The 14,656-nt window shown below is 59.1% G+C and carries 15 protein-coding genes; all 15 read right to left on the bottom strand.

Going from position 1 to position 14,656, the window contains the following annotated elements; translation table 11 throughout:
• Window positions 1–24: 24 nt before the first annotated feature.
• The 15 genes from era to G7047_RS01150 all read right to left on the bottom strand — a co-directional run bounded on the left by era (window position 25) and on the right by G7047_RS01150 (window position 14,639).
• Window positions 25–1,077 carry a GTPase Era gene (gene era / locus G7047_RS01220; protein ID WP_371813835.1) on the bottom strand — a complete coding sequence of 351 codons (1,053 nt, stop codon included), beginning with the start codon at window positions 1,075–1,077 and terminating at the stop codon, window positions 25–27.
• Entirely contained in the window at window positions 1,074–1,760 is a 687-nt protein-coding gene (rnc, locus tag G7047_RS01215) for a ribonuclease III (protein ID WP_166299947.1), read from the bottom strand. Before rnc ends, era begins: the two co-directional genes overlap by 4 nt.
• A complete protein-coding gene (locus G7047_RS01210; RefSeq protein WP_166299945.1) occupies window positions 1,760–2,131 on the bottom strand; it encodes a DUF4845 domain-containing protein in 372 nt (123 codons plus the stop codon). Before G7047_RS01210 ends, rnc begins: the two co-directional genes overlap by 1 nt.
• A 49-nt stretch (window positions 2,132–2,180) precedes the next feature.
• Entirely contained in the window at window positions 2,181–3,149 is a 969-nt protein-coding gene (lepB, locus tag G7047_RS01205; protein ID WP_166299943.1) for a signal peptidase I, read from the bottom strand.
• Window positions 3,150–3,183: 34 nt separating this feature from the next.
• A complete protein-coding gene (gene lepA, locus G7047_RS01200) occupies window positions 3,184–4,992 on the bottom strand; it encodes a translation elongation factor 4 (protein ID WP_166299941.1) in 1,809 nt (602 codons plus the stop codon).
• Window positions 4,993–5,500: 508 nt separating this feature from the next.
• Window positions 5,501–6,982, bottom strand: a complete 1,482-nt coding sequence (locus G7047_RS01195; RefSeq protein WP_166299939.1) for a DegQ family serine endoprotease — start codon at window positions 6,980–6,982, stop codon at window positions 5,501–5,503.
• Window positions 6,983–7,109: 127 nt separating this feature from the next.
• On the bottom strand, window positions 7,110–8,147 hold the full coding sequence (locus G7047_RS01190; protein ID WP_166299937.1) for a MucB/RseB C-terminal domain-containing protein: 1,038 nt from the start codon (window positions 8,145–8,147) through the stop codon (window positions 7,110–7,112).
• A gap of 134 nt (window positions 8,148–8,281) precedes the next feature.
• Entirely contained in the window at window positions 8,282–8,977 is a 696-nt protein-coding gene (locus G7047_RS01185; protein WP_166299935.1) for a sigma-E factor negative regulatory protein, read from the bottom strand.
• Window positions 8,978–9,018: 41 nt separating this feature from the next.
• A complete protein-coding gene (gene rpoE, locus G7047_RS01180) occupies window positions 9,019–9,651 on the bottom strand; it encodes an RNA polymerase sigma factor RpoE (protein WP_166299933.1) in 633 nt (210 codons plus the stop codon).
• 58 nt (window positions 9,652–9,709) lie between these two features.
• Window positions 9,710–10,087 (bottom strand): hypothetical protein, encoded by a 378-nt coding sequence (locus G7047_RS01175; protein WP_166299931.1) that lies wholly within the window; start codon window positions 10,085–10,087, stop codon window positions 9,710–9,712.
• A 174-nt stretch (window positions 10,088–10,261) separates the two neighbouring features.
• A complete protein-coding gene (fabF, locus tag G7047_RS01170) occupies window positions 10,262–11,506 on the bottom strand; it encodes a beta-ketoacyl-ACP synthase II (protein WP_166299929.1) in 1,245 nt (414 codons plus the stop codon).
• A 37-nt stretch (window positions 11,507–11,543) separates the two neighbouring features.
• Window positions 11,544–11,783 (bottom strand): acyl carrier protein, encoded by a 240-nt coding sequence (gene acpP / locus G7047_RS01165; protein WP_137746177.1) that lies wholly within the window; start codon window positions 11,781–11,783, stop codon window positions 11,544–11,546.
• A 103-nt stretch (window positions 11,784–11,886) separates the two neighbouring features.
• A complete protein-coding gene (gene fabG / locus G7047_RS01160) occupies window positions 11,887–12,630 on the bottom strand; it encodes a 3-oxoacyl-ACP reductase FabG (RefSeq protein WP_166299927.1) in 744 nt (247 codons plus the stop codon).
• Window positions 12,627–13,580: an ACP S-malonyltransferase gene (fabD, locus tag G7047_RS01155; protein WP_166299925.1), complete on the bottom strand. Its 954-nt coding sequence runs from the start codon at window positions 13,578–13,580 to the stop codon at window positions 12,627–12,629. Before fabD ends, fabG begins: the two co-directional genes overlap by 4 nt.
• Before the next feature lie 81 nt (window positions 13,581–13,661).
• The gene (locus G7047_RS01150) at window positions 13,662–14,639 is read right to left on the bottom strand and encodes a beta-ketoacyl-ACP synthase III (RefSeq protein ID WP_166299923.1); all 978 of its coding nucleotides are present in this window, start codon (window positions 14,637–14,639) and stop codon (window positions 13,662–13,664) included.
• Between the last annotated feature and the right edge of the window lie 17 nt (window positions 14,640–14,656).

The raw sequence follows: 14,656 nt of genomic DNA, 5'->3' as shown, positions 1-14,656 counted from the left end.
GTTGCCTGAACCTGAACCTTGGCTTTATTCGTAGCCGAACGAGCGCACGCGCGCTTCGTCGTCAGCCCAGCCGGAGCGAACCTTCACCCAGACTTCAAGGAAGACCTTGGCGTCCATGAGCTTTTCCAGCTCCTGCCGCGCTTCGGTGCTGATGCGCTTCAAGCGTTCACCGCCCTCGCCGATCACCATGGCCTTGTGACCATCTCGTTCGACCACGATGGTCACAGCGATCTTCATGAAGCGCTTGTGCTGCTTGCTCTTTTCTTCCTCGAACTTGTCGATGACGACCGTCGAGGTATAGGGCAGCTCGTCGCCGGTGAAGCGGAACAGCTTCTCGCGCACGGTCTCGGACGCGAGGAACTTCTCGCTGCGATCGGTGAGCTCGTCTTCGGCGTACCACCAGGGCTGCTCGGGCAGGTATTTGCCGACGATGCCGAACAGGCGCTCGATGTCGCCCTTGTTCTTGGCCGACATCGGCACGAATTCCGCAAACGGATGGCGCTCCTGCATGTCACGCAGCCAAGGCGCGATTTCAGCGCGGCGGTGCACGGTGTCGAGCTTGTTCGCGACGAGCAGCGTGGGAATGCCGGGCTTGAACAGGCTCAGCACCTTGGCATCGGCCAGCGTGAAGCTGCCAGCTTCGACCACGAACAGGATCAGGTCCACGTCGCCAATCGCACCCATCACGGTCTTGTTGAGCGACTTGTTGAGCGCCGTGCTGTGACGGGTCTGGAAGCCCGGCGTGTCGACGAAGACGAACTGAGTGCTGTCCTTGGTGCGGATGCCGGTGATGCGGTGGCGCGTGGTCTGCGCCTTGCGCGAGGTGATCGACACCTTCTGGCCGACCAGCGCGTTCATCAGCGTGGACTTGCCCACGTTGGGCTTGCCGACGATGGCGATCAGGCCGCAGCGCTGGCCTGTGGTGTCCACTGGCGCGGCGGGAGCGGCGGAAGCTGCCGAAAGGGCCGGGACCGCGCCGGGCTTGGCGCCCGCCAGCATGGCGTCCAGATCGGGATTCAGCCCGTCGGCGGGAGATTCCGAGCCCTTGGGCGCCGGAGGTTTTGATGCATTCGTCATGCGTGTTTTGCTTTCAGTTTGGCAAGCAGAGCACCTGCAGCAGCCTGTTCAGCCGCGCGGCGTGATCCGCCCTTTCCGTGTTCGATCAGACCGAGTTCCACAATGTGACCTTCGACGTCGAAGATCTGATTGTGTGCAGCGCCCGCCGTTCCCACTACGCGGTACTGAGGCAGATGCATTTTGCGACCCTGCAGCCACTCCTGCAAGGCGGTCTTGGAATCCTTGGCGGCGGCCTGCTTTTCGGGGCTCAGGTCAACACCCTCGAAAAAGCGATGCACCAGCGCCTGCGCAGTCTCGAAATCGGCATCGAGGTAGACCGCGCCGATCAGCGCTTCCACCGCATCGGCCAGAATCGAGGGGCGCAGTTTGCCGCCGGATTTGGATTCCCCTTCGCCCAGACGCAACACGTCCGAGAGTTTCAAACGCATCGCGATGCGGTGAAGGGAATCCTGCTTGACCAGATTCGCACGCATGCGCGAAAGATCACCTTCGGGAAGATCCCGAAGGCGCTGATACAGCATGGTGGAGACCGCCAGACTCAGCACCGAATCGCCGAGAAACTCGAGGCGTTCGTTGTGATCTGCGGTAAAACTGCGATGCGTGACCGCGCGCTGCAACAGTGCGGGGGTCTTGAAGGAATGCTGCAGACGATCCTGCAGAGCTTGAAGTTCAGTTGATAACACTACTTGTTCGAAGAGCCTTGGAATTTATAAAGCAAGTATGCGGGCCCATACAACGGAACTTCACGAGAGTAATCATAAGAAACAACTACTTTTTCATTCTCTTTAGTGATTTCCAAATCTGACGAGCTAACAGAAGTAATATTGTCGATATCCGCTGATCGTTGATAAGCAGAACGCACATCTGCAACCGTTGTACCCGCAGCCGCAGCCTTTTTTACGGCCTTGTTGATCGACTGCCACTCTAGAAAAACCGGCAATGATTTTGTTACTACATAACCAATGGACACAAACACCACCAGAAGAAACACCAGACTGACAAACGATAGCCCACGCTGACGCGAACGTGGTGCGGAGATGCGGTGCATTGCCATATCTGTGTTTCCCTCTTGAATTGAAATGTGAAAGCGTTGATCCAGAAAATCAGTTGAACGAACCGATGCGCTTGAAATTACCGAAATTCATCCAGATGAAGAAGGCCCGGCCGACGATATTGCCTTCCGGCACGAAGCCCCAATAACGCGAATCCAGCGAATTATCGCGGTTGTCGCCCATCACGAAGTACTGGCCTTCGGGCACCTTGCAGGTCACGCCCTCGACACTGTAATTGCACAGGTCTCGGTGCGCGAAATTGCTGGCGCCTTGCACGAAGGCGGGCACGTCCTTGTTGTTCAGCACGTTGTGCGTCTTCTCGCCGATCTTTTCCTGAAACTGGCTGAAGTAACGCATGGCGTCCTCTTCAAAAAAGTCAGGGAGCGCCGATGTGGGCACGGGCTTGCCATTGATGGTCAGGCGCTTGTTCAGATACGCGACCGTATCGCCGGGTGTGCCGATCACGCGCTTGATGTAGTCCACGCTTGGCTGCGGTGGATAACGGAACACGATCACATCGCCCGGCTTTGGCTTGTTGCCCTCGGTGACGCGGGTGTTGGCCACCGGCAGACGCAGACCATAGGTGAACTTGTTCACGAGAATCAGATCGCCCACCCAGAGTGTCGGATACATGGAACCCGACGGAATCTTGAATGGCTCGAAGAGAAAGGAGCGCAGCAGGAACACTACGAGGATCACCGGGAACAAACCAGCAGTCCAGTCCAGCCACCAAGGCTGCATGATCAGTTTCTGCTGCGTCGCCTGCAGGTCATCCGCGCCATCGGGGCGAATGCCCATGCGCTCGAGCTCTTCGCGGCGCTGCGAAGTGGATGCGGCGAACACCTCGGCCGCCTTCCTGCGACGCGGCAGAAAGTAAAAGCGCTCGGCCACCCAGTAGACGCCCGTCACCACAGTGGCGAGCAGCAGGAGCAGCGCGAAATTGCCCTCGATCGCCCCCACGTACCAGGCACCGATGTAGCCCACAAAGGCTGCGAGGATCAAAGATGTCAAAACTTGCATGGGCAGATGCCTTCTTCTTCCTGAATCGTCTTCTTCAATCTTCGACTTGCAAAATAGCGAGGAACGCTTCCTGCGGTACTTCGACCGAGCCAATCTGCTTCATGCGCTTCTTGCCGGCCTTCTGCTTTTCGAGCAGCTTGCGCTTGCGGGTGATGTCACCACCGTAGCATTTTGCCAGCACGTTCTTGCGCAGTGCCTTGATGGTCTCGCGCGCGATGATGTTGGCGCCGATGGCAGCCTGGATCGCCACGTCGAACATCTGACGGCTGATGATCTCGCGCATCTTCGCGGCCACCGCGCGACCACGGTAGGTGGCCTGTGTGCGGTGGACGATGATCGACAGCGCATCGACCTTCTCGCCGTTCAGCAGAATGTCGACCTTCACCACATCAGACGCACGGTACTCCTTGAACTCGTAATCCATCGACGCGTAGCCACGCGAAACCGATTTGAGCTTGTCGAAGAAGTCCAGCACGATTTCGCCCAGCGGCAACTCATAGGTGAGCATCACCTGGCGGCCGTGGTAGGCCATGTTCATTTGCACGCCACGCTTCTGGTTGGCCAGTGTCATCACCGGGCCGACGTACTCCTGCGGCATGTACAGATGCACGGTCACGATGGGCTCGCGGATTTCCTGCATGCGACCCTGCTCCGGCATCTTCGATGGGTTTTCCACCATGATGACTTCGCCATCGCCCTTGACCACTTCATACACCACGCTTGGCGCGGTAGTGATCAGATCCTGATCGAACTCGCGCTCAAGGCGTTCCTGCACGATTTCCATGTGCAGCAACCCAAGGAAGCCGCAGCGGAAACCAAAGCCCAACGCCTGGGAAACTTCGGGCTCGAAACGCAGCGACGCATCGTTGAGCTGGAGCTTTTCCAGCGCATCACGCAGCGCGTCATATTGATTGGCTTCGGTCGGATAGAGACCTGCGAATACTTGCGGCTGGATTTCCTTGAAACCCGGCAGCGCTGAAGCGGCTGGGCCCAGATTGTTGGGCAGCTTCTTTTCCAGCGTGATGGTGTCGCCCACCTTCGCAGCCTTCAATTCCTTAATGCCAGCGATGATGAAACCCACCTCGCCCGCCTTGAGCGAATCGCGCGGCAAGGTCGCCGGTGTGAACACGCCGAGGTTGTTGGCTTCGTAGGCGGCGTTGGTCGCCATCATCTTGAAGCGCTCGCCCTTCTTGAGCTCACCATCCACCACGCGCACGAGCATCACGACGCCAACGTAGCTGTCGAACCAGCTGTCGATGATCATCGCGCGCAGCGGCGCATCGGGGTTGCCTTTTGGCGAAGGAATCTTGGCGACAACGGCTTCGAGAATTTCGTCGATGCCCATGCCAGTCTTGGCCGAGCAGGGAATCGCATCCGTCGCGTCGATGCCGATCACGTCTTCGACTTCCATCTTCGCGTTGTCCGGATCAGCGTTGGGCAGATCCATCTTGTTGAGCACCGGCACCACTTCCACGCCGAGCTCCAGCGCGGTGTAGCAGTTCGCCACAGTCTGTGCTTCAACGCCTTGCGAAGCGTCGACAACAAGCAGTGCGCCTTCGCAGGCAGACAGCGAACGCGACACTTCATATGAGAAGTCAACGTGACCGGGCGTATCGATCAGATTGAGGTTGTAGATCTGGCCATCTTTGGCCTTGTACTGAAGTGCAGCGGTCTGTGCCTTGATGGTTATCCCACGCTCTTTCTCGATGTCCATCGAGTCCAGCACCTGGGCTTCCATCTCACGTTCTGCAAGGCCTCCACAACGCTGGATCAATCGGTCAGCGAGCGTGGATTTGCCATGGTCGATGTGGGCAATGATCGAAAAATTTCTGATGTGGTTCATCAACGGGAAACGACAAGTATTTGAATTGCAAAGACGCGGACAAGAAAAAAGGGCGCGTCAAATAGCGACGCGCCCTAAACCAACAATCTTTGGCAACTGCGATAGTTGGAGCTTCATTGTAGGCAAAAAGGCCTGTTCGGGAAGCCCATCCGACCGCGGTGGAGGGCCGTTGCCGCATTGCAACGGGGCATTTATTCACAGGTTATCAACAATTCTACCACGATCTTCCTGAACAACTTGTGCGTGATCTGTGGACTGCTTGTGCATCAAATGGGTTCATCCCACATCATGAGGGAAAGCCGATTTTTTATACACATATTGATTGTAGAAATGCCGCCATTCTATAGAAATCTGCAGAAAGAAAGTTGAGGGGCTGCGTGGCGGAAACCGCAAAAAACCCGGAAATCGCAGAAAATCACTCCCCTCCAAGTCCTCAAAAGCCCCACTCCCGAGATCGGGATGGGGACTTCACAATGGTTTTCAGGTAGCGCGGCCAGCCCGGAATCCGTCAACGCGAAGGGCGAATCAGCGCGTATTGCGCCCATTCCCCACGGCGATACAGCACATTGATGGGCTTGTTCTTGTCCGCCTTGGCCAGCGCGGCATCGAAGTCCTTCACGCTGTGCACCTCGGTGTTGGCCACGCTCAGAATCACATCACCTTCTCGCAGTCCTGCACGCGCCGCCGCTTCAGCCACTTCGGTCACGCGCACGCCACCCTTGATCTTGAGTTCCTTGCGCTGCGCATCGGTGAGATCCGACACCATCAACCCCAATTGCTCGGCAGCCGCCGAAGCCTTGGGCTTGGCATTGCCCGATCCGCCCTTGCCTGCCGCAGCAGCCTTTTCGTCGGGCTCGACTTCGGCAATGGTGATCGCCAGATCACGCGCTTGACCGCGACGGAACACGGTGACGCTCGACTTCGTGCCAGGCTTGGTGTTGCCGACGAGACGCGGCAGATCAACGGTCTTCTCGACAGTCTTGCCATCGAACTTGGTGATCACATCTCCTGCTTCAACGCCCGCCTTTTCGGCCGGAGAGCCGACCTCGACGCCACGCACCAGCGCGCCCTGCGCTTTCGGCAAGCCCAGAGATTCAGCGACGTCCTTAGAGACCTGCTCGATCTGAACGCCAATACGACCACGCGTGACGCGGCCACTCACGCGCAGTTGGTCACTTACGCGGATCGCTTCATCGATGGGAATCGCGAACGATATGCCCATGAAGCCGCCCGAACGTGAATAGATCTGGCTGTTGATGCCCACTACTTCGCCACGCATGTTGATCAGCGGGCCACCCGAATTGCCGGGGTTCACAGCTACATCGGTCTGGATGAGCGGCAGATAATCGCCGGTGTCCCGCTGCTTGGCGCTCACGATGCCTGCGGTCACCGTGTTGTCAAGACCGAATGGCGAGCCGATGGCAATCACCCATTCGCCGACCTTCAGCCGGTTCACATCGCCCACTTTCACTGCGGGCAAACCAGTCGCGTCGATCTTCACCACGGCCACATCGGAGCGCTTGTCCGCGCCGATGATCTTGGCCTTGAATTCGCGTTTGTCGGTCAGCGTGACAATCACTTCATCCGCACCTTCGACCACATGCGCATTGGTCATCACGTAGCCATCGCCGCTCAGGATGAACCCCGAGCCGACGCCACGTGGCTGCTCTTCAGGCTGCTGGTTGCGGCGCTGCGGAGATTGCTGCTTGGGAATATTGGGGAGCGGCACGCCGAAACGCTTGAAGAACTCGCGCATTTCTTCGTCCATGCCGGTGCTCGTCTCGCCCGGAGTCACGCGCTCGGTTGTTCGAATATTTACCACGGCGGGGCCCACCTGATCCACCAGATCGGTGAAGTCAGGAAGACCGCGTGCTGCGGCCGCAGGCTGCGCCACCGCAGACTGCACTGGCGCCATCGACACACCGAGCGTCAGGGCCGTCGCCACCGCGAGCGCATAACCATGCAATGTTTTCTGATCAATCCTCAACATCTGAACCTCTCAAGGTATTCATTTGGACGTTAGCAAATAGGCCGCTTTCCCTGTGAAGGACAATGCGCCTTTTGGTTCCCGCCGCGCGGTCACTTTCAGCGACGAACAACGCTGCGGCGTATAACCATCAATGTGGCATCTGCTTTATAGCCGATGCAAAGAGGTGCAGCGTGGCCAGTGGCACTTCGCCAACCATGGTGACCCAAGCATCGCCAGCGACCCTGCCCGAGAGCGTGTGCGTTGCACCCAACCGCAACTCTTGGCCGTTGTATGCGTGACGCTCTTCACTGTAAGGCTCCAGAAATACGGAAAGGCTGGCCAAACCATCGGAATAGACGCACTGCACGCTCGCAACACGCAACTGCTGCACATTGGACTTTGCTGCAACATCGGGCTTCTGCTTTTCTGCGCAGTTCAGCAGCACAAACCCCTCCACGGGAATCGGCAGCGTCCAGCCATGGGCCTCCAGTGAGGTAGCCGTGCGCGACTCAGTGATGACGCGGTAGCCCACGACGTCATTCATCATGGCTTCGATCTGCACGCCTCCCACAGGAGTGTTCATGTCTAGTTCTGAAAAAGCCGCCTGCTCCAGCACGCGCCCACCGGACGTGACGGTCTGCCATTTCAGGACCAGCCCACTCGCGTGATCAAGCCACACGCGATATCCGAATCGCCACGGATCGCGCGGACGCAATTGCAGCAAATCGGCGTCCTTGCTCGCGATGCGCTCATGCCCGCTCAATTGCACGGCGTAATGCGCGAGCAGCGATTCACCGCTGATGCCTTTGGCGCGAACAAATTTGCGCGGCATCTCGCGCGATTCGATACGCACCACACGGTCATTGGGCGAGAAGGTGCGGACCTCTGCATTCTGGCGATAGACAATGCGCGGTGTGCCGCTCAACGCTTCCAAGCGCTCGATCTGGCGATGTCTGTCACAGACATGCCAGACACGCGAGCTGCTCATCACTCCCGACGAGGACATCACCACAAAATTGCCACTGTAAGTATTCAGATCAGTAGCTTGGCGCATGCGCTCCAGCCAACCAAGCACGTCGAGTTGCTGCAGTTGCTCTCGCGTGAACGTGGGTGAGACGCAGTCCGTGGAACTGGAAGAAGTGACGGCAGCCGCAGACGCCGTGAACGGAAGAACGAAAAGCCACACAACGCAAATGCTTCGCGCGGACAGCCATCCAGCACACCACCGAACCGGCGTCCACAGACTCATCCACTCACCGCTCGGTATGCTTCTCAAGGCTCAAGATCCAATCATCGACACGATGGCTGGTCGCCATGCACTCAGCGCGCAGGCGCCTCGAAAGTGGCGTTGCGCAGGAAGCCCGCAGGCATCTGCAGCGCAGACGTGCTGCCGTATTGCTTGTGCGCCGCCAGCAGCTCGTCCAAACGCGGATCGCGAATCATCACCGGGCCCGGCCCTTGCGCCGCCTGCACCGGCAAGCTCACTGCCACCTGGTTGACGCCGCCTTGGCTCGCGGCCACCGGTGCCGCTGCCAACTGCATACCGGCAGGCACTCCGGGTTGCGACGCGGACAGCCCCGTATAGGCATTCCAGCCAATCGTCGCCACTGCAGCCAGCGAGGCAAAGCCTGCCACCATCTTCCAGCGGAAAACCTCGTTGTTGGCCGCCTCTTTGGGGTGCTCCGCGACCACCGGATTGGCCGTCTGCCTCGGTTTGATCGCTTGGGGCACAGGCTGCGCAGCCGTGGACGCCACCTGCACGGCTTCTCCTCGCTGCAGTGGCGCGGCCTTGGCTTCTTCGGCCCATTGCGCTCGCAGACGCGACACCATGTCGCAGCTCACCGGACGCGCCAGCTCCGAAGAGCGCATCACGTCGCCGATGAGGTGGAATTCGCGCCACGAAGCACGCCCCTCTTCGGAATCCACATATGCAACGACCTGCGCGCACTGTGCACTCACCAGCTCGCCGTCGACCATCGCCGACAACTGCTCACGCATCACAATATCGTCATTCATGGTGTCACCTGCATTCACTGCATTGCCTGTTCAGATTTGCCTTACCAACGTTTGCCCGACTGCTTCTCCAGAAGCGGCCGCACTCGCGCTGAAATCGCTTCGCGCGCCCGGAAAATGCGGGAGCGCACTGTGCCGATCGGACAATTCATGGCCTCGGCAATTTCTTCGTAACTCAACCCCTCGATCTCCCGAAGTGTCACCGCTTGACGCAAATCTTCGGGCAGAGCCTCCATGGCGGCGTTCACCGCTGCTGCAATTTCCCGAGCAGCCAGCACGGTTTCCGGGGTCTCGTCCGTAGTTAGTTCAAAAGGATTGCCAGAAGTTTCATCATCGTCATCATTTGATCGCAAAGCGGTTTCGGTGATGATCGGATTGCGTTTGAGATCGACCAGTGCCTTCTTGGCCGTGTTCACCGCAATGCGGTAAAGCCACGTATAGAACTGTGCATCACCGCGAAATTGGTGCAGTGCACGATAGGCTCGCAAAAAGGTTTCCTGCGCGATGTCCGGAATCAGGTCCACATCCCGCACCATGCGACCGATCAGCCGCTCAATACGGCGCTGGTACTTCACCACCAGCATCTCGTAAGCTCGCTGATCACCCGCGAGTGTGCGCTCCACCAGCTGCAGATCGCTGTTGGTTTCGGGAGCCTGCTCGGTTTGGGATGAGGTCATGTACTGATCGTTGTCGCGCAGAGTGAATCTGGCATCGTTCTTGGTCTGACCTGAGCGGTCAGTGCGCGGAAAGTTCGCCGACGGCGCGCGAATATACCGCACGTCGCAAGGCCAGCCAATGCTGTGGGTCGGTCTCACGCTCCAGCCACAGATGGATGCAGTGTGCTGAACCGAAGTACCTCACCTGCACCAGCAGCATCGACTGAAAATCAAGCCGCACTTCTGGCGCCCGGAACAAAACGGACTTTCCCGTTCGCTGTTGCCACTCCCACTGCACCCCATCCCACCGGATGCTGCCCAAACAGTAGCCACGCCACCAGTGAAAAGCGCTTGTCGTCGTCAACGACCACAGCGAGATCGCCGCTATCCATTTGAAAGAAGCTGTTGTCGACCCGTCGGTCAGCGCCCACCACATCAGCAACACCAACTGCAGCAAAGACAAACTCGCCAGAACCCATAGAAGCCGAGTGGACCTCAGCAGTTTGAACCGCAGGGCCGGAGCATGCAGATGCAGGCGCAACTGTGATGAGGCCCTCACGTTGCGACTGCCGGAAGGCAGCTACGGTGATCCGGGGAAATCGACACGCTGCACACCCCGATCAGTGCGCCATCAGGCGCGCTTGAACACCAAGGTGCCGTTCGTACCGCCAAAGCCGAAATTGTTCTTGACGGCGATGTCGATCTTCAAGTCGCGGGCCGTATTCGCGCAGTAATCGAGATCACACTCGGGGTCCTGCTCGAAGATGTTGATGGTCGGCGGCACCTTTTGGTCGCGCAGCGCCAGCACCGTGAACACGCTCTCGATGCCACCCGCGCCACCCAGCAGGTGACCAGTCATGGACTTTGTGGAGCTGATCACCGTCCGCTTCGCATGGTCACCCAATGCGGCCTTGATGGCATTCGTTTCATTGATGTCACCCAGCGGCGTGGACGTACCGTGTGCGTTCAGGTAATCGACCTGATCGGCGTTCACTCCCGCGTTGCGCAGCGCATTGAGCATCGCGCGGCGCGGGCCATCCATGCTGGGCGCGGTCATGTGACCTGCATCGGCGCTCATGCCATATCCAGCCAGCTCGGCGTAGATCTTGGCACCACGCGCCTTGGCGTGTTCGTACTCTTCGAGCACCATCACGCCAGCACCTTCACCCAGAACAAAACCGTCACGGTCCTTGTCCCAGGGACGCGACGCCGTCTTCGGATCATCATTGCGGGTGGACAGCGCGCGCATCGCGGCAAAGCCGCCCACGCCCAAAGGAGACACCGTGGCCTCCGTGCCACCAGCGACGACCACATCGGCATCGCCATATTCGATCATGCGTCCAGCCTCGCCGATGCAGTGCAAGCCCGTTGTGCAGGCAGTCACCACCGACAGATTGGGGCCCTTGAACCCGAATCGCATGGACACATGACCTGCCACCATGTTGATGATGGAGGCAGGAACGAAGAACGGCGTGACACGGCGTGGGCCGCGCGCAGCCAGTTCTGCGTGGGTATTTTCGATCAGCGGAAGCCCGCCAATGCCGGAGCCAATCACGCAACCGATGCGCGTGGCCAAGTCTTCCGACAGAGCTTCGCCAAGGGGCAGACCAGAATCCAGCACTGCCTGCTCTGCAGCCGCAATGCCGTAGTGGATGAAGCTGTCCATGGTGCGCGCATCTTTGGCGCTCATGTACTTCTCCACATCGAAACCTTTGACCTCGCCCGCAATTCTGCAAGAGAAATTCGACGTATCGAACTTCGTGATGAGGTCAATGCCGGATTGTCCGGCGAGAAGGTTGGCCCAGGCTTCGTTCACCGTATTACCTACGGGAGTGATGCAGCCCAGACCGGTCACGACAACGCGACGACGGCTCATGCGTTCAAACTTTCTGCTGATCTTTCAAAAAACCTGGTCAGGCCTTTTGATGGGTGTTGGCGTAGTCGATGGCGTTCTGCACCGTCGTGATCTTCTCTGCGTCTTCGTCAGGAATCTCGATGCCGAACTCATCTTCCAGAGCCATCACCAGTTCGACCGTGTCCAGGGAATCAGCGCCCAGGTCGGCCACGAAGGACTTTTCGTTGGTCACTTGGGACTCTTCCACACCGAGTTGTTCGGCAATGATTTTCTTGACACGTGCTTCGATATCGCTCATGGTTTCCCTCAGGGGGTTGTGAATGAATCCGCGATTTTAACCGTTTCGGACAATTACCCTAACAGCCAGCCGTACGGACGAGGCGGCACCAACCAATTTTCAATTACATGTACATGCCGCCATTGACGTGCAGCTCCTGCCCCGTCACATAGCCGGCACCCTTGGATGCAAGATAGGCTACAGCATGAGCGATGTCGCTCGGCTGGCCCAGATCACCCATGGCAATCTGCGATTTCAGAGCAGCCTTCTGCTCGTCTGGCAGGCTTGCCGTCATGTCTGTCGCAATGAAGCCCGGAGCCACGCAATTCACGGTGATTCCACGGCTTCCCAATTCCCGAGCAAGAGCACGGGTCATACCCGCCACACCGGCCTTCGCGGCAGCGTAATTAGCCTGCCCCGGATTGCCGGACGCGCCCACCACGCTGGTAATGCTGATGATGCGGCCAAAACGCTGCTTCATCATCGGGCGAATAGCCGCACGACTTACGCGGAATACGGCCTTCAGATTCGTGTCGATGACAGCATCCCAGTCGCCGTCCTTCATGCGCATGGCCAGTGTGTCACGGGTGATGCCCGCGTTGTTTACCAGCACATGCAAACCACCGAACTCCTTCACGGTGGCGTCAATCAGCGCATCCACAGCTTCGCCGTCGGTCACATCGAGCTTCACGCCCCTTCCGCCCCTGGCTGCCAGAGCGTCGTTGATGCGCGCAGCACCATCATCGGAGGTAGCCGTGCCGATCACGCGATAGCCGCGCTCGGCCAGCTCAGCCGCAATGGCGGCGCCGATGCCGCGCGTTGCGCCAGTGACCAGCGCGATTGGTGGAGTTGTTGTTGTTTCGCTCATGCCAGCAATTCTTTAGTTTCTGCCAATGTGGCCGGATCGTAAATGGAAGCTCCGACCATTTCAGCGTCAATGCGCTTGGTCAGACCGGCCAGCACCTTGCCCGGACCACATTCAATGATATGCGAAACGCCGCGCGCCTTGAGTGCTTGCACACATTCAACCCAGCGCACGGGGCCAAAAGCCTGGCGATACAGCGCATCGAGGATCTTCGCGGGATCAGTTTCCACCGACACATCGACGTTGTTGAGTACGGGGATCTGCGGCACAGCCAATTCGATGCCGGCAAGTGCCTCGCGGAGCTTTTCAGCGGCGGGCTTCATCAGGCTCGAATGGAACGGAGCCGACACCGGCAACAGCAACGCGCGCTTGGCACCAGCGGCCTTGAGCAGCTCGCAAGCCTTGTCCACACCGGCCTTGGTGCCTGCGATCACGGTCTGGGCCGGATCGTTGAAATTCACGGCTTCCACCACCTCAACAGAGCCCGCACCAAAGCTAGCGGTGGCCTCGGCACAGCCCGCAACGACCTTGCCTGAGTCGAGACCCAGAACCGCCGCCATGGCACCGACGCCGACAGGCACCGCCTCCTGCATGGCAGCAGCACGCAGGCGCACCAATGGAGCTGCCTGCGCCAGCGTCAATACGCCGGACGCCACAAGGGCCGAATATTCACCAAGCGAGTGACCCGCAACCGCCACAGGCAACACGCCACCCTCGGCACGCCACACGCGCCATGCAGCAACACCTGCCACCAGCATCACGGGCTGGGTGTTGGTGGTGAGCGCCAGCGCTTCCTTGGGGCCTTCGTGAATCAGCTTGGCGACGTCTTCACCAAGAGCGTCGGAGGCTTCGCGCAGCGTCTCGGCCACGATGGCGTTGTCGCCCCAGCCGTCGAGCATGCCCACGGACTGCGAGCCCTGGCCCGGGAATACGAATGCAAAGGTTTTGGACATCTTGAATCGGTATTTTTGTAGTTGTACGTATCCGCCCTCGGACTCACCTTGACTCGGCAAGTCCGGAGCAGCTCCTTGCGCTCACAGCTTGAGCAGCACGGCGCCCCAGGCGAACCCACCGCCCACCCCTTCGAGCAGCAGCGTCTGGCCGGGCTTGATCTGACCCGAGCGCACACCGTGGTCCAGCGCCAGCGGAATCGATGCCGCCGACGTATTGCCATGCTGGTCCACCGTGACAATGACCTTGTCCATGGACAGCTTGAGCTTGCGCGCAGTGCTTTGCATGATGCGGATGTTGGCCTGATGCGGAATCAGCCAGTCGATGTCGGCCTCCGTCATATTGGCCTTTTCAAGCGTCGCACGAGCCGCTTTTTCAAGCACGCCCACGGCCAACTTGAACACGGCTTGACCGTCCATCTTGAGCAGAGGATCTCCCAGAATCTGGCCGCCGTAAACATTGCCTGGCACGCAGAGAATGTCCACATGGCGACCGTCGGCATGCAGATCGCAAGCAAGGATGCCGGGCTCGTCCGAGGCTTCCAGCACCACGGCACCGGCGCCATCCCCAAACAGCACACAGGTTGTGCGATCGGTGTAGTCCAGTATGCGGCTGAACACTTCCGAACCGATGACCAGCGCACGCGTGGCAACGCCCGACTTCAGCATCGAATCGGCCACGGTCAGCGCGTAGACAAACCCGCTGCACACGGCTTGCACGTCGAACGCGGGACAACCGTGGATGCCCAACTTGCCCTGCAGGATGGCCGCAGTGGATGGAAACACCATGTCGGGCGTTGAAGTAGCGACGATGATGAGATCAATGTCTTCCGCTGTGATGCCCGCAGCCTCGATGGCCTTGCGCGCAGCCTCCAGCGCGAGATCGCTGCTGGCCACGTCGCGCTCGGCGAAATGGCGTGCTCGGATGCCTGTGCGTTCAACGATCCATTGATCGGATGTCTCGATGCCTTGCTCGGCCAGTTGGGCCACGAAGTCATCGTTGGTCACACGGCGAGGCGGCAGATAGCTGCCTGTGCCCGTAATACGTGAATAGCGTCTCATTAATATCTGGCCGACGT

It is taken from the genome of Diaphorobacter sp. HDW4A, from assembly GCF_011305995.1.
Lineage (GTDB): Bacteria > Pseudomonadota > Gammaproteobacteria > Burkholderiales > Burkholderiaceae_C > Diaphorobacter_A.
The sequence above is the reverse complement of the archived record's forward strand: the minus strand, read 5'-3'. Positions and strand labels throughout refer to the sequence as shown.